At 66.9% G+C, this 21,057-nt stretch carries 16 protein-coding genes and 1 tRNA gene; 10 read left to right on the forward strand and 7 right to left on the reverse strand.

What is annotated here, in order from left to right; translation table 11 throughout:
- Positions 1–48 precede the first annotated feature (48 nt).
- The 5 genes from glmU (at position 49) to AC1RQK_RS18390 (ending at position 7,295) form a co-directional block, all read left to right on the forward strand.
- Complete coding sequence (gene glmU, locus AC1RQK_RS18370; protein ID WP_253932589.1) at positions 49–1,410, forward strand: bifunctional UDP-N-acetylglucosamine diphosphorylase/glucosamine-1-phosphate N-acetyltransferase GlmU; 1,362 nt, start codon at positions 49–51, stop codon at positions 1,408–1,410.
- A gap of 120 nt (positions 1,411–1,530) precedes the next feature.
- Positions 1,531–3,369 carry a glutamine--fructose-6-phosphate transaminase (isomerizing) gene (gene glmS, locus AC1RQK_RS18375; protein ID WP_492374753.1) on the forward strand — a complete coding sequence of 613 codons (1,839 nt, stop codon included), beginning with the start codon at positions 1,531–1,533 and terminating at the stop codon, positions 3,367–3,369.
- A 646-nt stretch (positions 3,370–4,015) separates the two neighbouring features.
- Complete coding sequence (locus AC1RQK_RS18380; protein WP_492374754.1) at positions 4,016–5,983, forward strand: sensor histidine kinase; 1,968 nt, start codon at positions 4,016–4,018, stop codon at positions 5,981–5,983.
- Positions 5,980–6,750: a response regulator transcription factor gene (locus tag AC1RQK_RS18385; RefSeq protein ID WP_492810382.1), complete on the forward strand. Its 771-nt coding sequence runs from the start codon at positions 5,980–5,982 to the stop codon at positions 6,748–6,750. Before AC1RQK_RS18380 ends, AC1RQK_RS18385 begins: the two co-directional genes overlap by 4 nt.
- A gap of 224 nt (positions 6,751–6,974) precedes the next feature.
- Positions 6,975–7,295, forward strand: a complete 321-nt coding sequence (locus AC1RQK_RS18390) for a hypothetical protein (RefSeq protein ID WP_492810384.1) — start codon at positions 6,975–6,977, stop codon at positions 7,293–7,295.
- Between the two features lies 1 nt (position 7,296).
- Here the strand turns inward: AC1RQK_RS18390 and AC1RQK_RS18395 are convergent, their stop codons facing one another.
- Genes AC1RQK_RS18395 through AC1RQK_RS18410 form a run of 4 tightly spaced genes read right to left on the reverse strand, consistent with a single transcriptional unit; the run spans position 7,297 to position 12,246 of the window.
- Complete coding sequence (locus AC1RQK_RS18395) at positions 7,297–8,598, reverse strand: sensor domain-containing diguanylate cyclase (RefSeq protein WP_492810386.1); 1,302 nt, start codon at positions 8,596–8,598, stop codon at positions 7,297–7,299.
- Positions 8,599–8,605: 7 nt separating this feature from the next.
- A complete protein-coding gene (locus tag AC1RQK_RS18400; RefSeq protein WP_492374758.1) occupies positions 8,606–8,965 on the reverse strand; it encodes a phosphonate transporter in 360 nt (119 codons plus the stop codon).
- A gap of 48 nt (positions 8,966–9,013) precedes the next feature.
- Positions 9,014–10,456 (reverse strand): HDOD domain-containing protein, encoded by a 1,443-nt coding sequence (locus AC1RQK_RS18405; RefSeq protein ID WP_492374759.1) that lies wholly within the window; start codon positions 10,454–10,456, stop codon positions 9,014–9,016.
- Between the two features lie 8 nt (positions 10,457–10,464).
- Complete coding sequence (locus AC1RQK_RS18410) at positions 10,465–12,246, reverse strand: putative bifunctional diguanylate cyclase/phosphodiesterase (protein ID WP_492374760.1); 1,782 nt, start codon at positions 12,244–12,246, stop codon at positions 10,465–10,467.
- A 321-nt stretch (positions 12,247–12,567) separates the two neighbouring features.
- Between AC1RQK_RS18410 and AC1RQK_RS18415 the strand changes: the two genes are divergently transcribed.
- The 4 genes from AC1RQK_RS18415 to AC1RQK_RS18430 all read left to right on the forward strand — a co-directional run bounded on the left by AC1RQK_RS18415 (position 12,568) and on the right by AC1RQK_RS18430 (position 14,988).
- Complete coding sequence (locus AC1RQK_RS18415) at positions 12,568–12,987, forward strand: hotdog fold thioesterase (RefSeq protein WP_492374761.1); 420 nt, start codon at positions 12,568–12,570, stop codon at positions 12,985–12,987.
- 119 nt (positions 12,988–13,106) lie between these two features.
- Positions 13,107–13,181: transfer RNA gene (locus AC1RQK_RS18420), tRNA-Cys, on the forward strand.
- A 257-nt stretch (positions 13,182–13,438) separates the two neighbouring features.
- Complete coding sequence (locus tag AC1RQK_RS18425; RefSeq protein WP_492374762.1) at positions 13,439–13,882, forward strand: GNAT family N-acetyltransferase; 444 nt, start codon at positions 13,439–13,441, stop codon at positions 13,880–13,882.
- The gene (locus AC1RQK_RS18430) at positions 13,879–14,988 is read left to right on the forward strand and encodes a bifunctional nicotinamide-nucleotide adenylyltransferase/Nudix hydroxylase (protein WP_492810390.1); all 1,110 of its coding nucleotides are present in this window, start codon (positions 13,879–13,881) and stop codon (positions 14,986–14,988) included. Before AC1RQK_RS18425 ends, AC1RQK_RS18430 begins: the two co-directional genes overlap by 4 nt.
- A gap of 17 nt (positions 14,989–15,005) precedes the next feature.
- On the opposite strand, the gene AC1RQK_RS18435 is transcribed toward AC1RQK_RS18430, so the two are convergent.
- From AC1RQK_RS18435 to AC1RQK_RS18445, 3 genes are read right to left on the reverse strand one after another with little or no spacing between them, the layout of a single operon-like run.
- The gene (locus AC1RQK_RS18435; protein ID WP_492810392.1) at positions 15,006–17,636 is read right to left on the reverse strand and encodes a branched-chain amino acid ABC transporter ATP-binding protein/permease; all 2,631 of its coding nucleotides are present in this window, start codon (positions 17,634–17,636) and stop codon (positions 15,006–15,008) included.
- Positions 17,633–18,511 (reverse strand): branched-chain amino acid ABC transporter permease, encoded by an 879-nt coding sequence (locus tag AC1RQK_RS18440; RefSeq protein WP_492374765.1) that lies wholly within the window; start codon positions 18,509–18,511, stop codon positions 17,633–17,635. Before AC1RQK_RS18440 ends, AC1RQK_RS18435 begins: the two co-directional genes overlap by 4 nt.
- A gap of 44 nt (positions 18,512–18,555) precedes the next feature.
- Complete coding sequence (locus tag AC1RQK_RS18445; protein ID WP_492374766.1) at positions 18,556–19,734, reverse strand: ABC transporter substrate-binding protein; 1,179 nt, start codon at positions 19,732–19,734, stop codon at positions 18,556–18,558.
- A gap of 323 nt (positions 19,735–20,057) precedes the next feature.
- On the opposite strand from AC1RQK_RS18445, the gene AC1RQK_RS18450 reads away from it, so the two are divergent.
- A complete protein-coding gene (locus tag AC1RQK_RS18450) occupies positions 20,058–21,044 on the forward strand; it encodes a polysaccharide deacetylase family protein (protein WP_492374767.1) in 987 nt (328 codons plus the stop codon).
- Positions 21,045–21,057 lie beyond the last annotated feature (13 nt).

Consider the following 21,057-nt stretch of genomic DNA (forward strand, 5'->3'; position numbering starts at 1 on the left):
GGGGTGAATCATACTGTTTGCTGGACACACTCACTTAGGACCCTCCTTGTGAATATCGTCATTCTCGCTGCAGGAATGGGCAAGCGGATGAACTCCGCGTTGCCCAAGGTCCTGCATCCTCTCGCTGGCCGGCCGCTGCTTGCTCATGTGATTGAAACGGCACGAAAATTGTTGCCGACCCGGCTCGTGGTGGTGGTTGGGCATGGCGCCGACCGCGTGCGCGAGGCGGTTGGCGCGCCAGACGTTGCCTTCGCCCTGCAGGCAGAGCAGCTTGGCACCGGCCATGCCGTGGCGCAGGCGCTCCCGCTGCTCGACGACAGCCAGCCTACGCTGGTGCTGTACGGCGATGTGCCGCTGACCGAAGCCGCCACGCTGCAGCGCCTGGTGGCCGCGGCCGGCAGCGAGCGCTTCGGCATCCTGACGGTCGAGATGGATGACCCCACCGGCTATGGCCGCATCGTGCGCGAGGCGGGCAAGATCGTGCGCATCGTCGAGCAAAAGGATGCCAGCGAGCCGCAACGCGCTATCCGTGAGATCAACACCGGCATCATCCTTGCACCCACCGGCCCCCTGCGTCGCTGGCTGTCCACGCTGCGCAATGACAACGCCCAGGGTGAGTATTACCTGACCGACGCCGTTGAGCGCGCGGTGGCGGACGGCATGGAAGTGGTTTCCGCGCAGCCCGATGCGCTGTGGGAAACGCTGGGCGTGAACAGCAAGGTGCAGCTCGCCGAGCTCGAGCGCATCCATCAGCGTAACCTGGCGCAGCGCCTGCTTGAAGCCGGCGTGACGCTGCTGGATCCGGCGCGCATCGATATCCGCGGCGAGCTTACCTGCGGGCGTGACGTCACCATCGACGTGAACTGCGTTTTCGAAGGCCGCGTGCACCTGGAAGACGGTGCCCATATCGGCGCCAACTGCGTGCTGCGCAACAGCACCGTGGGCGCTGGCGCGCGGGTGCAGCCGTTCTGCCATTTCGAGGATGCCAGCGTTGGCGCGGCCGGCCGCATCGGCCCGTACGCGCGCCTGCGTCCCGGCACGGTGCTGGGCGAGGATGTGCACATCGGCAACTTCGTCGAGGTCAAGAACAGCCAGATCGCCGCGCACAGCAAGGCTAACCACCTTGCCTACGTAGGCGACGCCACGGTTGGCTCGCGCGTCAACATCGGCGCGGGCACCATCACCTGCAACTACGATGGCGCGAACAAATACCGCACCGTCATCGAGGACGATGTCTTTATCGGTTCCGATACGCAGCTGGTCGCGCCGGTGACCGTGCGCCGCGGCGCCACCATTGGCGCCGGCACCACGCTGACCAAGGAGGCGGCGGCCGACAAGCTGACGCTGTCGCGCTCCAAGCAGATGACGCTCGACGCGTGGCAGCGCCCGGTCAAGCAAGCCAAGAAATAAGCCCCGCCGCCGCCTGGCCGGGATACGGCCGGGCGGCAATGGCAACTCGCGGGAGACGGCAGCGCCGTCCTCGCGCCAATCATCCGGTGCGGCCGTGTCCGCGCCCTGTGGGAGAAGAATATGTGCGGCATCGTCGGCGGGGTTTCCTCGCGCAATATTGTTCCGGTCCTGATCGAAGGACTGCGTCGCCTCGAGTACCGTGGCTATGATTCCTGCGGCGTAGCGGTAGTGCGCGACAACGCGCTCGAGCGCGCCCGCACGGTCTCGCGCGTGGCCGACCTGGACGAGCAGACCCGCGCGTCCGGCCTGACCGGCATGACCGGCGTGGCGCATACGCGCTGGGCCACGCATGGCAAGCCCGACACCACTAACGCCCACCCGCATTTCTCGGGCGAGTCCATCGCGCTGGTGCACAACGGCATCATCGAGAACTACGAGCCGCTGCGCGAAGAGCTGCGCGCCGCCGGCTATGGCTTCGAGTCGCAGACCGACACCGAAGTGGTGGCCCACCTGATCCACCAGGTCTACACCTACCCGAGCAGCGCCACGCGCGGCGACCTGTTCGCCTCGGTGCGTGCCGTGACCAAGCGCCTGCACGGCGCCTACGCCATTGCCGTGTTCTCCAAGGACCATCCGGAACGCGTGGTCGGCGCCCGCGCCGGCTCGCCGCTGGTGGTGGCGCTGGGCGACAACGAATCCTTCCTGGCTTCCGACGCGCTGGCCGTGGCGGGTACCGCCAACCGCATCATCTACCTGGAAGAAGGCGACGTGGTGGAACTCACCCGCGAAGGCGCTACCATCCGCGACGTGCACGACCACCTGGTCGAGCGCGAAGTGCGCGTGGTCGAGACGCACGCCGCGGCGGTAGAGCTGGGCCCGTACCGCCACTTCATGCAGAAGGAAATCTTCGAGCAGCCGCGCGCGCTCGGCGATACGCTGGAAGGCATCGACGCCATTACTCCGGAACTGTTCGGCGAGACCGCCCAGAGCGTGTTCAGCGAGATCGACAGCGTGCTGATCCTGGCTTGCGGCACCAGCTATTACTCGGGCTGCACCGCCAAGTACTGGCTCGAATCCGTGGCCAAGATCCCGACCCAGGTCGAGGTGGCAAGCGAGTACCGCTACCGCGAAACCGTGCCCAACCCGCGCGCGCTGGTGGTGGTGATCTCGCAGTCTGGCGAGACCGCCGATACCATGGCTGCCCTGCGCCACGCCAAGTCGCTGGGCCACACGCATACCCTGGCTGTGTGCAATGTGTCCACCAGCGCCATGGTGCGCGAGACCGTGCTGCGCTTCCTGACGCGTGCCGGCACCGAGATCGGCGTCGCGTCGACCAAGGCCTTCACCACCCAGCTCGCCGCGCTGTACATGCTGACCCTGGCGCTGGCCAAGGTACGCGGCAGGCTCACGGCCGAGGCGGAAGCCGCGGCGCTGACCAACCTGCGCCACCTGCCCGTGGCCCTGCACGGCGTGCTGGCGCTGGAGCCGCAGATCATCTCCTGGTCCGAGGACTTCGCCCGCCGCGAGAACGCGCTGTTCCTGGGCCGTGGCCTGCATTACCCGATCGCCCTGGAAGGCGCGCTCAAGCTCAAGGAAATCTCGTACATCCACGCCGAAGCCTATCCGGCCGGCGAGCTCAAGCACGGCCCGCTGGCGCTGGTGACCGAGGCCATGCCCGTGGTCACGGTGGCGCCCAACGACGCGCTGCTGGAAAAGCTGAAGTCCAACATCCAGGAAGTGCGCGCCCGCGGCGGCCGGCTGTATGTGTTCGCCGACAGCGACACCCACATCCATTCCACCGAAGGCATCCAGGTGATCCGCCTGCCCGAGCACTACGGCGACCTGTCGCCGATCCTGCACGTGGTGCCGCTGCAATTGCTGGCTTACCATACCGCCTGCGCGCGCGGCACCGACGTGGACAAGCCGCGTAACCTGGCCAAGTCGGTCACGGTGGAGTAACGCAAGGGATAGCTGCGAGCCGCGCCGCACGGCATGGCCAGGAACGCCTGGCCGGCCGTGCGGCATGGCCGGCATGGGTAAGCACGTATTCATGCCAGTTGCCGGTGGAGGGCGCGCGGCCAGGTGGCCGGTTCCGCGCCGATGCTGGTTTCAGCATGGCCTTTTGGCTCGCCGCCCGCTATCGGTGAGTTGCCTACTTCGCTATCGGCTAACGCCGCGGGTTCGCCTCGTCCGTTTGGCTGACTTGAATAATCCCGGCCAATAGCCAAAAATCTCGCTCGGCTGCGTTCTCGCCGAAGACGTGCCCGGCACCGGGCCTCCTGCAGATCCAGATCAGCAGATCAGCAGATCAGCGGGTAGAAGACAAAAAGATAAAAAGATAAAACACCAAATACGATAATGCGGACCAGGTGCTCTAGGAGTCCCGCCGCACACCTTGCCTCGGGAATGACTGAAGATTGGCTTGCTGGGCGGCTCCTCAGCCACCCAGAATTGCTGGCGCGCCCAGTCGGCGGCGTCACGCGCCTGCGGCCTCGCAATTCTCGTAATTCTTGCTGTTCCAGCATCCCGGCAGCGGACGGTCACGGCCATGCGCCACGCAGTGCCGCAGGATCGGTCCTGTGATCCGGCTGCCTGGTTTCGCCGCATGAGCGCAGCCAACCCGCCCTGGCACCACGGCGCTGGCGTCATGCTGACCCGCCGCCTCCATGCGGCCGGTCTCATCGGCATGCTGGCCTGGCTGCTGGTGGCGCGGGCCTGGGCCTCCGATGCCGGCCCGCTGCCCCTGCAAAACCCCGACGTGTCCTGGTTGCGCGATCCGGGCGGGCGACTCACGATCGCGCAGGTTGCCGCGCATGCCGATGGATTCCAGCCATTGCGCGGTGGCCTGAACGAGGGTTTTACCCATGACGTGGTCTGGCTCAAGGTGGTGCTGTCCGCGGCGGCCCAGGGTGGCGAGCGCTGGCTGGAGATCTGGCCGGGGGCGCTTGACGATGTGCGCCTGTACCAGGCAACAGCGAACGGCGCCTGGGCGGAGCGCCGCAGCGGCAACGCGCTGCCCTTCGATGCCCGCGACGGACCCGATGGGCGTAGCCGCAACCTGGCCTTCCGGCTTGTGCAGCCGCAGCCGGGGGATGTGCTCTACCTGCGCATCCGGACCACCGGCACGATGGCGGTGGCGTTGCGGCTGTGGCATGGGTCCGAGCTGCGCGCGGCAAGCGCGGCCGCCAACATCGGCTATGGCATGCACCTGGGTTTCATGGCCACGGCGGTGCTCTTCTACCTGGCAGGCTGGCTGCTGACCCGCCGCGCGCTCTACGGGGCTTTTTCCTTGCTCGTGGCCGTGGCTACCCTGCGCTGGTTTGCCGCTGACGGCCTGGCCAGCCAGTTTCTCTTTCCGCACGATGCCACCGTGCCGCTATTGGCCGCCAAGGCCCTGGTGGGGCTTCAATGGGCATGCGCCAGCTTGTTCGTGATCTGCTTGCTGCAGTTGCGCGAGCGCGCGCCGCGCCTGCTGCGCTATCACCGGGGGCTCATGCTGACGGGTCTGGTGGTCGCCTTGTCGTCATCGAGCGATCACTACGGTACCGCGGTTTCCGTGCTCTATACCGGGGTGTTGCTGGGGCAATTGTTCTCGATTCCCGTCTATCTTCACCTGTGGCGCACCGGAGGGGCTTCCGGACGGCTGGTCGTGGCTTCGCTTTTGCTGTATTGCCTCATCATCCTGCCTGGCTGCCTTGGCGCGTTCGGCCTGTTGCCGCTGTGCGCCATCACCACGCAAAGCGTACACCTGCTCGACCTGCCGCTGATGCTGGCGCTGCACCTGACCATTGTGCTGCGCGTGCGCGAAGCGGAAAGCGAGCGCAAGAGCGAGCGGCAGCAGGCCCGCGAGGCCATGGCGTCTTCCCTGCGCGAGCGGCGTGCGTTCGAGGAGCAAAGCCGTTTGCTCGCGATGATGACGCATGAGGTCCGCACGCCGGTGGCGGTGATCGATGCCGCGGCCTATAGCCTGCGCCTGCTCGATGACATCGGCGGCGACCGCGTGCAGCGCGAGAGCCGCTACCAAAGCATCCAGCTGGCCGTGCGGCGGCTGAAGCTCCTGATGGAGCTGGCCGAGGCGCGCGAGCGGCTGGTGCCCGGCGAACAGCACCTCGACACTGCGCCGTTCGGCTTCGCCGAACTCAGCCGGGACGTGCTCGCGTCGATCGAGCCGCAAGCGGCGGCCCGGGTATCCCTGGAGGCCGGCGCCGGGTTGCCCCAGCTCGATGGGGATGTCCGCCTGCTGCACTTCGCCTTGCTCAACCTGCTCGACAACGCGCTCAAGTACGCTTACCCGGCCAGCCGCATCCTGATCGACATCGCCGCTGGCATGCGCGAAGGCGTGCGCGGCGTGGCCTGGCGCATTCGCGACCAGGGGCCCGGTGTGCCCTTGGGCAAGGAAGACGTGATCTTCGAGAAATTCCGCCGGCTCGGTGAGATTGCCGACCAGCCCGGCCTCGGGTTGGGCCTGCCGCTGGCGCGCAAGATCATGGAGCTGCATGGCGGGACCCTGTGCTGCGATCCGGGCTGGCGCGAGGGGGCCTGCTTCGTGGCGTGGCTGCCGGAGGCCGCATGACTGTCGCCGCCGCTTCCGATGCCGCCGCAAGCAGGATGTCCGAACGGGTTTCCATTGCGCTGGTCGAGGACAACGAGCGCCTGCGCACGGAGCTGGCCTTTCACTTGACCCACGCCGGCTATGCCGTCGCGAGCCTGGCCGATGCAGCCGCGCTGGACACGCACCTGGCCAGCCAGCCGTGCCGGCTGCTGATACTGGACCTGGGTCTTCCGGATGAGGACGGGTTGTCGATCTGCGAGCGCCTGCGCCGGACCCGGCCCGACTTGGGCATCGTCATGCTGACCGCGCGCGGCATGGCCCACGACCGGCTCGCCGGGCTGCGCGGCGGCGCCGATGGCTATCTCGTCAAGCCGGCGCGCACGGAAGAGCTGCTGCTGGTGATCGCCAACCTGCTGCGCCGCCTCGGTCCCGTGACGCCTGATCTGCCTCCGCCGCCGCTGGCCGGTGCGCCCGCGCCGGCCTGGTGCCTCGATGCGCGCCGTCTCATGGCCATCACGCCGGATGGCAACCCGCTCCTGCTCACGCGCATGGAAGGCCAGCTGCTGCAGGCCTTGCGGCGCAGCGCGCCGGATCCCGCCGGCCGCCGCCAATTGGTGGAAGCGCTGGGTGGCAACTACCTTGACTTCGACGAGCACCGGCTTGAGGTCGCCATCAGCCGGCTGCGCGGAAAGCTCTCGCAGGCTTGGCCGCATGGCCCGGCGATCCGCACGGTGCGTGGCGTCGGCTACCTGCTGGCGCAGCGCTGGCTGGGCCAGGCTGAGGGATAGCGCTGGGAGGCCGGCGGCGAGCGGTTTTGGGCTTGTCGCGTGCTTGCGAGTATTTGTGCGTATTTGTGAGTATTTGTGAGCTTTGCCGGCGTGGATTTTTGTATGCTCACCCCCCGTCACGGGGCTGGCCGGTTGGCTTAAAGGTGTCGTCGGCCGCGCGGGAAACCTCGATGCCCGCCACACCCGGGAAGAAGCATCAGAAGCATAAGTAGCGTGGAGCAAGAATGAGGCAGAGCGAGCTATTGGGAAGAGTGGCCAACGGGGCGATCCTGCGCATCGCTCGCGATCCCTGGGGCAGGCTCTTGCCAAGCGTCGTGCTGATGGAACCTGGCGCGCAAGGCAATGACGAGGTCGTTCACCGCTGGCAGATCCGCAAGATGATGGATTCAGGCTTGCTGCAGCACGACGGCAGCACGGCCGAGGACTCCAGCATGTATGTCCCGACTTCCGCCGGGCTTGCGATTGGCAATGCGTGGAACCGCGCGAAGGCGAGAGCCGCGGCGGCCGGGGCACCTGCCGCCGGCCCGGCGCAGGGCTCGGACTAGATCAGTCCTGGCTCGCCACGCAGTTCCTGCCCGCGGCCTTGGCCTGGTAAAGGGCCTTGTCGGCCGCTGCCAGCACATCGTCCAGCGTGCCCCCGGCGCCAGGCATCGTGGCGCAACCCAGACTTACCGTGCAGCGGATGTCCACGCCATTGAAGTGGAACGCGTGCTGCTCCACCGCTTGCCGGATGCGCTGTGCCGTCGCCCTGGCGCCATCCGCATCGGTCGACGGCAGCAGCAGGGCAAACTCCTCCCCGCCCAGCCGGGCAATGATATCGATGGCGCGCAGCACGCCCTGGCAGCAGGCGACCAGTTCCTTGAGGACATGGTCGCCCGCCGCGTGGCCGAGGTTGTCGTTGATGGCCTTGAAATGGTCGGCGTCCAGCATGACGACCGACAAGGGTTGCCGCAGGCGCCGGGCACGCACCACTTCCGCCTCGCCGACGTCGAAGAAATGCCCGCGGTTGGCGGCCCCCGTCAGATGGTCCCTGGTGAGCAGCTCCTTGACCTTGTCGATGCTGAGCTTGCGTTCCGTGACATCGCGCAGCACGACCGAGTAGCCGGAAACCTTGCCGTCGATCTCCTCCAGTGCCGCCACCAGCAATTGGCCCCAGTAACGCCGGCCGTCACGGGTGACGCACCATAGCTCTTCAACATGCCAGCCGCTTTCGCGCGTGAGCCGGAGCTGCTCGTCGAGCCGCGCGGGGAAGTCGCTGTCCGGATGGCAGAACAGGCGCAGCGTGGCGCCTTCCACGTCCTGCGTTTCGAAGCCGGTCTGGCGCTGGCCGGACTGGTTCCAGCTGTCGATCCGGCCGGTGGCGTCCAGGGAGAAGTACGCGAAATCATTCACCGCCGAATAGACCGCGGCGAGCCAGGATTCGGTCTGCTTGAGGTTGCGCTCCTGCGCGACCACCTTCGAGATGTCCGTGAGCACCACCATCGTGCAGTCCTGGGCGACGCGCAGCATGGAGCAGGACAGGACATTGGGCTCCTGCTGTTTGCGCGTGGGCAGGAAGATGCGATGGTTCTCGCAGATATAGCCGCGCTCATGCGCGAACGTGGCCGCCATGCTCCTTAGCTCAGGAGCCAGGTCCTCGAATACGGCAAAGAGATTGTCCAGGCTGCCCGTGCGCGAGATGGGCATCAACACCTGGGCTGCCTTGGGGTTTGCCATCGCCACGTTTCCGGCTGCGTCGATGCGCAGGATGCCTGCCGGAGACATATAGAGGAAGGTCAGCAATTCCTCGTTCTCGGCCGCGAGAGCGGCCAGGTCGCCCTGGCTCTCCCCGGGATGTGCCATTGCCATGGCGCGCCTATCGCTGGATCAGCACATAGAGCCGGTCGCGGCCGGGACTCTTGAGCAAGCGGAGCTTGACCGGCGTGGGGCGCATGCGCAGGGTGAGGACATAGTCGATGGTTTCGTCCAGCGAATCGGCATCCTCGAAGCGCTGGGCCACCATGAAATTGTTCATGCAGATGGCCACCTCGGCAAAGAAATGCCGGCCGAGCACCCGTTCCGGGGACAATCCCGCGAGCCGCGATTCGGTGGCGTTGTAACGCTCGACGATGCCCGTCGACGCAAAGCCGATGGTGCCGAAGGGCAGTGCGTCGGCGTCCTGTGCCGAGAGGCTATCCAGCTGCTCCAGCGAAATCTCCGAAAAAATCATCCTCATCCTAATTTTTCAATCCGGGGGTAACAATGCCTGCGGCCAGCACCGCGCCTACCTGTGCTCGGCAGACCTGAGGAAGCTCGCCGAGATCTCCCGCGTCAGCAGGCTGATGGCTTCCATCTCTCCATCGGACAGCCCGCCCGTGCAGGCCGTCGGGCCCCAGTCTCCGCAGATCATGGCGACGCAGCGATTCTTGATCATCACGGGCGCCAGCAGGATGGAGCGGGCATCGGGCATCTGTTCCCGATACCAGCGGGGCACGCGGTGCGCCACCTCTTTGTCAAAGGAGTCTTCGAACAGCAGCGGCTTGTTGCCGATGGCGGCGAAGTGAAAGATATCGGGGACGAAGCCCTCTTCGAAGGATAGCGCTTCCATCTTCTCGCGCATGCCCTCGCCAAATCCAACCCGTGCGCCAAAACGCTTCGCCATGGGGTTGAGCAGCATGAGGAAGCAATGCGAGAAGTTCAGCGCCCGCATGGCCGATTCGAGCACCAGCGGCGCCAGCTCGGAGACCGGCAGCTCGCCGCCCTCGCGCTGTACTTCCTGCAGGCTTTGCTGAAGGCGCTTGAGGGCATCCTTCGGCTTACCGGCATTCAGGGCGGGGGTGGCCTTGGCCGCTTCGGGTGACTCCGCATTGGTCATGGAGACGTTCAGTGCCAGGGCCTGCAGGACTGCGCCATCCACCGCACCTGCTTGCAGGCCCAGTGCCTCGGCGTGATCCAGCAGCAAGGCCTGGACCTCTTCCTGCGGCGCGTCCCTTGCCACCAGCGTGGCGGCCCGGGAGGAGATGTTGGCAATCGCGCCCAGCCAGTCGGCGTGGGATTCCAGCACCGAATCCGAGTCGAAGCGCTGGCAGCGCATCGACGTCGCGATCAGGCTGGGCAACCTCCATTTGATCGCCGCCGCTGCCGCGATGTCTTCGAGGGTGACGCCCAGCACTTGCTGGCACGCTTCGCTTTCCTTCTCGGAATCGCCCTTGCACAGGGCCTGGATCTGTTCCCACTCCTCGGCAAAGTAGAAGACCAGAAGCAGGCGGCTCATGTGGTGCATCAACGTGCAGACCACGGCTTCTTCCGCCTGCCTGATGCCTTGGGCGTTGCTGAGCGCGCGCGTGAACTCGCCGGCGATCAGGGCCTGCTTCAGTTCAGTGGTGGCCTGCGGCCGGTTGATGGCTACCCCGGAGAAATAGTCCAGCAACTGGACCCCGAGCGTGAGGTGGCTGATCGCTTCAACCCCCAGGACCAGGATGGCGCGCGACACCGTCGTGACTTCGCCCCCGAACGAGCGATACATGGCGGAGTTGGCCAGGCGTATGACCTTTTGCGACAAGCTGAAATCGCAGAGCACGCCCGCAGCCATCTCGCCGACGCTGGTGTCGCTGTTGAGCGTCTTGAAAACGTTGTCGATGCAGAACTGCAGCGTGGGGAAATCCCCTTGCTGCGCCATGCGGCTCCATAGTGTCTCGAAGAGCGTATTGCTTTCATTGTTTGACATGGCGGCGCCTACTTCGAGAACACTTGGGCATTGCCAAGCTGCAGCGTGCCGGCTTGCGCCAGGTCCACGAACTGGGCCGGGCTCATTGCCTTTGCATAGCGCCAGCCCTGCACCAGCTCACAGCCTTGCTCGGCCAGCAACTGGCTTTGCTCGTCCGACTCCACGCCTTCGGCGATGGCCACCAGCCCGAGTTCCCGCGCGAGCGACAACACGGCAAACACGATGGTCCGCGCATGCGGGGAGTCCATCATGTCGGCCACAAAGCTCTGGTCGATCTTCAGTGCCGAGAGCGGGAAGCGGCGCAGGTACGACAAGCTGGAATACCCCGTGCCGAAGTCGTCGACCGCGAACCGCACGCCCAATGCGCGCAACTCCGTCAACAAGTCTTGCGCTGCCTCGGGGTCGGTCATCAACGCGCCTTCCGTGATTTCCAGGACCAGCCGGTGCGAGCTGACGCCGGCATCTTTGATGGCCCGCCTGACGCTGTCCGCGAAGCCGGGGTGCCTGAACTGGACCGGAGAGACATTGACCGATATGTATCCCACGTCCAGCCCGAGCGCGTCCCAGCTGGCCAGCTGCGCACAGGCGCAGCGCAGCGCCCACGCCCCGAGATGGTTGATGAGGCCGTTATGCTCCGCAACCGGGATAAACACGCCCGGCGGGATGGACCCCGTCGGGTGTTGCCACCGCATCAGCGCCTCGACCGCGCAGACCTTGCCGGAGCCGGGCCACACGATCGGCTGGTAGTGAAGCAGGAACTCGCCGTTCTGGACGGCCTCGAACATGTTCTGTTCGATCCGGAACTGCTCATCCAGCCGATGCTCCAGCTCCGGCGTGTAGACACAGTATCGATTCTTGCCCTGCGCCTTGGCGTCATACATGGCCAGGTCCGCACGCTTGAGCAATTGCGACTCGGACTGATGGGCCAGCGTGCCGAAGGTGAGCCCCAGGCTGGTGGTGACGCGGATCTGGCAACCGGCCAGGTGAAAAGGCTGCCTGCAGACATGGATCACCTTCTCCACGATGCCGATGGCGGCCGCTTCCGAGGCGATCCCGTCGAGCAGCAGCACGAACTCATCGCCGCCCAGCCGCGCGACCATGTCCGTCGGGCGAACCGCCCCGAGCAGCCGCACGCTGACTTGCTTGAGCAAGGCGTCGCCAAATTCATGGCCGAGCGAGTCGTTGACCTTCTTGAACCCGTCGAGGTCCATCAGGGCAAGCGCAAATGGCGCCTTTGCCGTGCCATCTTCGGCAAAGTACCCGGCAATGCGTTCGCGCACCATGGCGCGGTTGCCTACGCCGGTGAGCGGGTCGCGAAAGGACGCCTCGATGAGCCGTTCTTCGTTGTCGACCCAGTCGGTCACGTCGTAGCCAAACAGCAGCAAGCTCGGGTTGCCGTCCTCGTCGGCATGGCGGCACACGCGCAGGTCCAGCCAGCGGCTTTCGCCGACGCCGCCGGAGAAGCGGATGCGGCCGGTCTTGCACGGCGCCTCCTGCTCGCAGGCACGCAGCAGCCCGGCGAGCTGCTCGCGCTGCTCGAACGAGACGACATCCAGGATCGAGGATTTAAGAAGGTATTCCCGGGGATAGGCAAGCAACTGCGCCGAGGCTTCGGTTGCCAGGATGATGTTGCCCGCGACATCGATCTGCAGGGCGAGCGCGCCCGAAGCCTCGAGCAATGCCCAGGCATCCCGCGCCGATCCCCCGGCGGATAACAGTGGGTTCCGGTCGGAGGATGGCCATTCAGGGGGCTCGTCCGCTAGAACTGCGTCATACGTAAACGACGTCATGGAACTCTGGTTGAAGCTCGGGCCGAATTGAGCGCCTGGTAATCGAGTGCCGCCAGCGCAGCCGTGCCAGGCTGGCTCGCGCATTAATGTGATTTTAGGTGCATGTTAACCATGCTGCGCATGCCAGTTTAACGCTTAACCGCAACATCCGATCACCCGAATGCGTTGCCTGGCAAGAGTTTGTGGCGCCGTTGCACAGTGGGATCCGATACATCGATGGCCTAAGCGTGGCCGCCCCGAATCGGCCGGGCACGCGCCGCCCCGCGAACGTCCGCGGACTACTGCCTTTAGAATGCAGCACAAACCAATCGGAGACCGTGCATGCTGTGGAAATCACCCCCCTCCCTGAAAGACCTCCAGGCTCGCCACAAGGACACCGCTGTCGAGCAACTGGGCATCGAGTTCACCGAGATCAGCGAGACTTCGCTCAGTGCACGCATGCCGGTGGACCGCCGCACCGTGCAACCGCATGGCATCCTGCACGGCGGCGCTTCGGTACTGCTGGCGGAGACGCTGGGCAGTTGCGCCGCCAGCCTGTGCCTGGATAGCGAGACCCAATATTGTGTCGGGCTCGACATCAATGCGAACCATGTGCGCGCGGCGCGCACGGGCTATGTCACCGGCACCGCCACGCCGGTGCATATCGGCCGCACCACCCATGTATGGGCCATCGAGATCCGCAACGAAGAAGGCAAGATGGTGTGCGTCTCCCGGATCACCATGTCCATTCTTTCGCGCTGATCGCCCCGGCCTTCGGCAAGCGTGCGGGCGCCGTTGTGCGCCCCGTGCAGAGTTTCTCATTTCCGGCTAAACTGCGCCCCGCACTGTAAGCGGGCGCCAAAGCGCGGCGTCCCGGCAGCGGCGGGGTGGCAGAGTGGTTATGCGACGGTCTGCAAAGCCGTACACGGCGGTTCAATTCCGTTCCCCCGCCTCCAGTATTGCGGTCATGGCCAGGGCGATCGCGCCATGCAGCCGGGCGCCGCGATGCTTCGCGCTCCTTTCCATTTCCCTTTGTTCTTTCCCTTTCCCGTCAAGCTATTTTGCCTTGGCCCCGCCTCATTCATTCGGTGGATAAGGCGCTGCTTATGCCGTTTTCCCCGCTGGAACAAGTCGCTCGAATCATGTAGTGTGAAGTCAGCGCAGTCCATCCATGACAACCTCCGCCATCGTGCGTGGCGGGGAGATAATTGCAATGACAAGAGATCTGCGTATCCGCGCCGCACAACCGGCCGATTGGCCGGCAATCGCGGAAGTCCTTGAAGCATGTGGCCTCGCCAGCGCCGATCTCGATCCCTCGCTGGCGTTGTTCCATATTGCGGTGCTCGACGGCGGCATTGTCGGTTGCGCTGGCGCCGAAGGCTATGGCGACACCGTGGTCGTGCGCTCGGTCGCTGTGTTGCCGCCTTATCGCGATCGCGGCATCGCCTCCCATATGGTTTCCGCCGTGCTCATGCGCGCCCGCGCCAACGGCTGCACGCGCGCCGTGTTGCTGAGCGCCAGTTGCCCCAGCTACTTTGCCCGCTACGGCTTCTCGCTGATCTCGGCGGATCGCCTGCCGCCGGAAGTACGCGCGTCGCGCGAGTTCCGGCAGCAAGAAGGCGCGCTGCCGCTATGCATGTGTTGCGAGCTGAAATGATCTACCCGACGAACCAGACCGAACCGACCCAGCCGCCGAGCACTGTCCCCTTCGATTGCCTGGTCTATATCGGCCGTTTCGAACCCTTCCACAATGGTCACTTCGCCATGTTGCGCCAGGCGCTGGCGCAGGCCAGCACGGTGATCGTGGTGCTGGGTTCCGCCGGCGGCGCCCGCACCGTCAAGAATCCGTTTTCCGCGGATGAGCGTCGCCAGATGATCGAGGGCGCCGTCGCGGCATGGGACGCCGCGCGCGTTGCCGACCTGCGCTTTGTGGTGGTGCGCGACTACTACGAAAGCGCGCGCTGGACAGCGGCGGTGCGCGCCGTGGCGGGCGCGGCGATCGAGGCTTGCGCGCAAGGCACGCCGCGCGTTGGCCTGTTCGGGCATTTCAAGGATGCCTCGTCGGGCTACCTGAATGACTTTCCCGGGTGGGAGCTGGTGCCGCAGCCCAGCTTCGGGCAGCTCAACGCCGCCGACGTGCGCCGGCAATGGTTCGAGCAGCAGGGCGGGCTGGAGGGGTTGCAGAGCGTGCTGCCGCAGCCGGTGGCCGCCTTCCTGCGTGAGTTCGCCGGGCGCGAAGCATTTGCGGCCTTGCTGGCCGAGTACCGCTTCCTGCAGGACCACAGCCGCCGCTGGGCCGCCGCGCCGTATCCGCCGGTCTTCGTGACCGTGGATGCGGTGGTGCGCTGCTGCGGCCAGGTGCTGCTGATCCGCCGCGGCGGACAGCCCGGCCGCGGCGCCTGGGCGCTGCCCGGGGGTTTCCTCGACCAGCATGAGCGCGTGGCCGACGCGGTGCTGCGCGAGCTCGACGAGGAGACGCGCTTCGGGCTGTCCAAGTCGGCGTTGCAGCAATCCTTGCGCGACCAGGCGTTGTTCGATCATCCCGAGCGCAGCCAGCGCGGGCGCACGCTGACCCACGCTTTCTTCTTCGACCTGCCGCTCGATGCGCTGCCTGCCGTGGCCGCCGCAGACGACGCCGCCGCGGTGCGCTGGGTGCCGCAACAGGAGCTGCTGGCGCTGGAAGGGCAGATGTTCGAGGATCACCTGCTGATCCTCGATCGCTTCCTGCACCTGTTCGACGGCGAGGCGCAGCCGGCGGGCTGAGCGGTTCGCCGCCGGGTTCAGTGCCCGCCCAGGTACGCCTGCGCCAGCGCGGGATCCCGCGCCAGTTCGTCCGCCGGCCCGCTGGCCACTACGCGGCCTTCCTCCATCACATAGCCGCGATCGGCCAGCGCCAGTGCCAGCGCGGCCATCTGGTCCACCAGCAAGATGCTGATCGAGGCCTCGCGCAGCTGGTCCAGCGAGGCGAACAGCTCCGCGATCACCTTGGGCGCCAGGCCCAGCGATGGCTCGTCGAGCAGCAACACGCGCGGGTTCGACATCAGCGCGCGCCCGATCGCCAGCATCTGCTGCTCACCGCCGGAGAGCAGGCCGGCACGCTGATGCTGGCGCTCGCGCAGCCGCGGGAAGCGGGTCAGCATGGCTTCGACCCGCTTGACCATTTCCATATGGGACAGCGGACCGGACGGAAACGCGCCCAGCCGCAGGTTGTCGAGCACGGATAGCTCGGGGAACACCTGCCGGCCTTCCGGCACCAGCACCACGCCCATGGCCGCGATGCGCTCGGCGTCCAGCCGCGCCAGGTCCACGCCATCGAAGGTGATGCCGCCCTGCACCGGGCGGTGCAGGCCAGACAGCGCACGCATCAAGGTGGATTTGCCCGCGCCGTTGGCGCCCAGCAGCGCCACCAATTCGCCTTCGCGGACCTGCAGCGCCACGTCGTGTAGCACCGGCGCTGCGCCGTAGCCCGCGCTGAGTGCATTTACACCCAGCACTTCGCGCAGCGCGTCGGACGGCACCTTGCGCGGGCGGGCTGCCTGGGCGCTGTCTTGCCCGGGCAACACCGTGGCCTCGCCCAGGTAGGCGCGGCGCACGTGCGGATCGCTGCGGATGGCCGCCGGCGTGCCCGCCGCCAGATGCTGGCCGGCATCGATGACGACAATGCCGTCCGACACGTCCATCACCAGCGACATATCGTGCTCGACCAGCCCCACCGCAATGCCGCTGTCGGCAATCCTGCGCAGCAACGCACCCAGCCGCGCCTTGTCCTCGCGCGACAGCCCGGCGGCGGGCTCATCGAGCAGCAGCACCGCGGGGCGGGTGGCCAGCGCGCGCGCAATTTCCACCAGGCGCTGGTCCACGTGCGCCAGGCCTGCCGCACAGGCGTCCGGGTCGCCGGCATAGCCGCACGCGGCAAGCAGGTCCAGCGCTTGCTGGCGCACCGCCGGCGCGGTGAAGCCCGCGATACCCAGCAGCGCGCCAAGCCGCCCGCGCCGCAAGGCGATGGCCACGTTGTCGGCCGCGCTCATGCCGGCGAACAGCTGCGAGGTCTGGTAGGTGCGGGCGATGCCGTTGCGCGCGCTATGGCAGGCGCCGCGCGCGGGCAGCGCGGCCTGGCCCAGGCTGCGGCCGCCGGCGCGCGGGCGGTAGTAGCCGGACAACAGATTGAGCACCGTGGATTTGCCCGCGCCGTTGGGGCCGATCAGGCTGGTCACCGCGCCGGCGGGCATGACGAAGGAGAGATCGTCGACCGCGCGCACGCCGCCGAACACCATGGACAAGCCCTGCGCGGAAAGCCCGCGCTGCCTGGCGGCGGGCAGGGCGGCCAGGGAGGGGAAGGCGGGCAAGCTGGCATCGGCACCTTCACCCGAGGCACGATGCCGCGCACGGGCGCGTTGCCATAGCTGGCCGATCACACCGGCGATGCCGCCCGGCGCAACCCACAGGACCAGCAATAGCAGGCCGCCGAAAAACAGCAGGCGCAGGTTCTCCAGGCTCGACAGCAGCTCCGGCAAGACGCCCACCACCACCGCGCCCAGTACCGGCCCGGCCACCGTGCCCGCGCCGCCGATCATGACCACCAGCACGAACAGGATCGATTGCAGGAAGGAGAACATGCCCGGCGTGACCATGCCCTGCAGCGGCGCGAACAGGCCGCCGGCCAGCCCGGCGAGCGCGGCCGAGAAGGCAAAGCCCACGGTCTTGACCACGAGAGGATCGATGCCGATGGACGCCGCCGCCGTCTCGCTGTCGCGCACCGCGCGCATGGCCGCGCCCCAGGCGCCGCGCGAAATCCGCGCATAGGCCGCGAGGGCAATCGCCAGCACCGCCAGCGCAATCAGCGCGAGCGCGCGCTCGCCGCCATCCACGCCCGGCAGCGAAGGCTGGGCGATACCCATCAGGCCGTTCTGCCCGCCGGTGAGCGCGCGCCACTCGACCGCGCCGTGCTCCACGATAAAGCCGAAGGCGATGGTCACCATCGCCAGGCCGGGCCCTTTCACGCGCAACGCCGGCAGCGCCAGCAGGGCGCCAGTGACCGCGGCGATCAATGCGCCCACCGGCCACGCCGCCCAGAAGCTCCAGCCGGCCGGGCCGGTGAGGATGGCCACGGTGTACGCGCCAATGGCATAGAAGGCCACGTGGCCGAACGAGATCTGCCCCGTCAGCCCTAGCAGCAGGTTCAGGCCCACGCCGCAGATCGCCAGCATGGCCACCCCGGCGATGACGAAGACGAAGTAACCGTTGACCAGCAGCGCGGCGGCACCGGCCACGATGAGGGCCAGCGCCATCGCGCTTACCTGCAGCGGCGTGCCCAGGCCCAGCAGCGGCGAGCGCGCGCTCGCAGGCGCGGCGTGCGGTGAGGCGGTGCGCGGCGCGCCACCGCGCGTGGATGTCAGCGTGGAATCGTTCATACCTTGCGCACCTCCGCGCGTCCGAACAAGCCGTCCGGCCGCATGGCCAGCAGCAGGATCACCAGGGAGAAGGTGATGATCTGGGTGTAGCCGGAGCCGAGCGAGGCCGTCACCAGCGCCTCCGCCACGCCGAAGATCAGGCCCGCCACCATCACGCCCCAGGCGCTGCCGAGCCCGCCCAGGATGGCAACGGCGAAGGCCTTGAGGCCAAACACCGTGCCCATGTCGGACTGCACGTTGAACAGCGGCGCGATCAGCACGCCGGCGATGCCGGCCAGCAGCGTGGACAGCGCGAACGCCGCCGCTACCAGGCGCCGGATCGGAATGCCCATCAGCCGCGCGGCGTCGCGGTTCTGCACCACCGCCAGCATCGCCACGCCCCAGCGCGAGCGGCGCAGCACCAGGTGCAGCACGCCGGCCAGCGCAAGCCCGATCACCGGGATCAGCAACTGCAGCGGATACACCCCGAGGCCCGTGTCGCCGAGCCGCATCGCGGAGGTGGCAAGCGGCGAGGGCAGGCTGCGCGGCTCGGTGCCGAAGGTCAGCATCACCACGTTATCGAGCACGATGCCCAGCGCCACCGTGGCCATCAGCCAAGCGTTGGAGCCGCGGCTGGCAAACGGGCGCACCGCCAGGAACTCCACCGCCAGCCCGTACAGCGCGCACAGCGCCAGTGCCAGCACCACCGCCAGCGGCATCGGCCAGCCCAGCGTCTGGGCGAAGGTGTAGGTCAGCACCGCGCCCAGCATCATCGAGCTGCCCTGCGCGAAGTTGACTGTGGCCGAGACCGCGTAGGTAATGTGAAAGCCGAGCGCCATCAGGCCGTACATGCTGCCCAGGCCGAGGCCGCTGATCAGGGCGGAGATCCATAACATGGTGAGTCCTTGTTGTGACGCCAGCATCTTGTTGAAATGACCGCTTACTTCGCCACCGGCACGATCCGGTTGTCGATGAACTGCGCCCACACATAGTCGTTCTCGCTGAGCGCGTCGTGCGACTCGAGCGAAAACGGCTTCACATACGTCTTGATCAGGCCTTCATAGCGGTCGATCTTGTAGAAGCCCTCGCGTACCGCGTCGCCCTTGGTCGAGCCGGCGCGCGCAATGGCCAGCGCGGCAAGCTGCGTGGCATCGTAGGCATTGGCCACGCCCACGGCCGGCGTGATGTCGTCCGGACCCTTGATGTCGCTGTACTTCGCCTTGAGTTCCGCCACCACGCGCGTGCTGACCGGCGAGGGCGAGCCGAAGAAGCTATACGTCTGCACGAAGTGCACGTTCCTGGCATTAGGTCCGGCCAGCTCGGTGAAGCGTCCGCCGGCGGGGCCCCAGTGCGATACCACCGGCACCTTCCAGCCCATGCGGTCCAGCGACTTGACCACCTGCGCCGACGGCCCCACGTTGCCGACCATGAACAGCACGTCGGCGCCGGCCGCTTTCAGGCGTCCGAGCTGCGGCACCACGTCCACGTCATTGGCCTCGAACTTCTCGATGCCCGCGGGCTTCATGCCCTTGGCGGACAGCGCCGCCACGATGCCCTTCTCGTTCGATTCGCCCCAGGGGTTGTTGACGAGGATCAGGCCGGGCTTGCTGGCATTGAAGCGCTTCTGCGCGTATTGCAGCATGGCCTTGTCCACGACCTCATCGACCGCCGAGACGCGGAAGGCGTAGTTGGGGTTGGCGCCATTGCGCGTGATCGGCGTGCCCGCTGCCCACGGGCCCATGAACGGCACCTTCTCCTGGTTGGCGACCGGCACGATGGCCATCGACACCGGCGTGTCCAGCCCGCCGAACAGCACCGCCACCTTCTCCTTGTAGATCAGCTCGCGCGCGGCCAGCACGCCCTTGGCGGGATTGCCTTCATCGTCGCGCCGCACCAGCTCCAGCTTGCGCCCGCCCAGCAGGCCACCCTTGGCGTTGATCTCGTCGATGGCGATGGTCATGCCGCGCGTGAGCGACTCCCCAGCGCGGGCGGACTGGCCGGACAACGCGGTGACCAAGCCGATCTTGATGGTGTCGGCGGCCAGCGCGGGCAGGGCCGGCATGGCGCAGGCGGCAATGGCGGTGGCGGCGAGCAGGGCGCGGCGTGAGACGGTGGACATGGCGGTTCTCCGGAAAGGAATGCGGCAAGAGGGAAGGGTCGGCGACGCGTGGTGTCCCGCTCGCAAGAGCCATGCCATACGTCGACAAACCACTCGAATATCGTTCAGCGATAGTGAAATCAATGTGTCTACGATATGGCCTAATTTTTGCGAACGATATGCATGACAACTTGCATACGATCAACCCGGTGCCATGCCTGCACGATGTCGGTGCCGGATGCCCCCGGATGTCCCCCCGATGCCCCGGATGGCGCCAAAGCGGGGCATGGCCGGCGCTGGCGGTTCCCCTGCATTGGCAAAGACGCATTGAGGCGATCCAGAAGATGACGCATAACCCGACTCCTTCCGCCGCCCAGGCACCCGGCGGCCCCCACGGTGCGGCGCCCGGCCCCGAGTACGGGCCGCTGCGCACGCACGGGCGCTTTGGCTACCGGCCCATCACCGATGTGGACGCCTACCGCTGGCCCGGCGGCGCCAACCTCGCGGTCTACCTGGGCTTCAATATCGAGCACTTCGCTTTTGGCGAGGGGCTGGGTGCCAACCTGGGACCGGTCGCGCCGCAGCCCGACGTGCTCAACTACAGCTGGCGCGAGTACGGCAACCGCGTGGGCGTGTGGCGCTGCCTGGAGTTGTTCGACCAGCTGGCGCTGCCGGCCGGCGTGCTGATCAACACCGCGCTCTACGATCATTGCCCTGAGGTGGTCAGCGCTTGCCTGGCACGCGGGGACGAACTGATCGGGCACGGCCACACCAACGCACGCCGGCAAAGCGACCTGGACGAAGCCGGCGAGCGCGCGTTGCTGCTGCATTGCCGCGAGCGCATCGCCGCGCACGCAGGCGCCGCGCCATCGGGCTGGCTGTCGCCCTGGATCGCCGAGACCGCACTCACGCCCGACCTGCTGGCCGAGACCGGCTACCGCTACACGCTCAACTGGTGCCACGACGACCGCCCGGTGCGCATGGAAACGCGCGGCGGCCCGCTATGGTCGATTCCCTATCCGCAGGAGCTCAACGACATCCCGATGATCGTGGGCCGCCATCTGGACGGCAGCGCTTTCGCCGACATGATCATCGACCAATTCGACGAGATGCTGGCGCAGGCCTGCCACGCGCGGCATCCGCAACCGCTGGTGATGGGCATTGCCTTGCATCCCTACCTGGTGGGCCAGCCGTATCGCCTGCGCCACCTGCGCCGCGCGCTGGCGCATATCGCCTGCAGCCGCCGGCAGGGCAAGGTGTGGTTCACCACGCCCGGCGCAATTTGCGACCACCTCGACCAAGTGGCGCCGCTGGCCGCCGCTTCGCGCTAACATCATGCGCTCC

It is taken from the genome of Cupriavidus sp. GW822-FHT02D05 (assembly GCF_058802485.1).

Bases quoted from the DNA above. Each gene is read 5' to 3' on its own strand.
- glmS (WP_492374753.1), top strand. From the start codon at position 1,531: ATGTGCGGCATCGTCGGCGGGGTTTCCTCGCGCAATATTGTTCCGGTC.
- AC1RQK_RS18380 (WP_492374754.1), top strand. From the start codon at position 4,016: ATGAGCGCAGCCAACCCGCCCTGGCACCACGGCGCTGGCGTCATGCTG.
- AC1RQK_RS18385 (WP_492810382.1), top strand. From the start codon at position 5,980: ATGACTGTCGCCGCCGCTTCCGATGCCGCCGCAAGCAGGATGTCCGAA.
- AC1RQK_RS18390 (WP_492810384.1), top strand. From the start codon at position 6,975: ATGAGGCAGAGCGAGCTATTGGGAAGAGTGGCCAACGGGGCGATCCTG.
- AC1RQK_RS18395 (WP_492810386.1), bottom strand. From the start codon at position 8,598: ATGGCAATGGCACATCCCGGGGAGAGCCAGGGCGACCTGGCCGCTCTC.
- AC1RQK_RS18400 (WP_492374758.1), bottom strand. From the start codon at position 8,965: ATGAGGATGATTTTTTCGGAGATTTCGCTGGAGCAGCTGGATAGCCTC.
- AC1RQK_RS18405 (WP_492374759.1), bottom strand. From the start codon at position 10,456: ATGTCAAACAATGAAAGCAATACGCTCTTCGAGACACTATGGAGCCGC.
- AC1RQK_RS18410 (WP_492374760.1), bottom strand. From the start codon at position 12,246: ATGACGTCGTTTACGTATGACGCAGTTCTAGCGGACGAGCCCCCTGAA.
- AC1RQK_RS18415 (WP_492374761.1), top strand. From the start codon at position 12,568: ATGCTGTGGAAATCACCCCCCTCCCTGAAAGACCTCCAGGCTCGCCAC.
- AC1RQK_RS18425 (WP_492374762.1), top strand. From the start codon at position 13,439: ATGACAAGAGATCTGCGTATCCGCGCCGCACAACCGGCCGATTGGCCG.
- AC1RQK_RS18430 (WP_492810390.1), top strand. From the start codon at position 13,879: ATGATCTACCCGACGAACCAGACCGAACCGACCCAGCCGCCGAGCACT.
- AC1RQK_RS18435 (WP_492810392.1), bottom strand. From the start codon at position 17,636: ATGAACGATTCCACGCTGACATCCACGCGCGGTGGCGCGCCGCGCACC.
- AC1RQK_RS18440 (WP_492374765.1), bottom strand. From the start codon at position 18,511: ATGTTATGGATCTCCGCCCTGATCAGCGGCCTCGGCCTGGGCAGCATG.
- AC1RQK_RS18445 (WP_492374766.1), bottom strand. From the start codon at position 19,734: ATGTCCACCGTCTCACGCCGCGCCCTGCTCGCCGCCACCGCCATTGCC.
- AC1RQK_RS18450 (WP_492374767.1), top strand. From the start codon at position 20,058: ATGACGCATAACCCGACTCCTTCCGCCGCCCAGGCACCCGGCGGCCCC.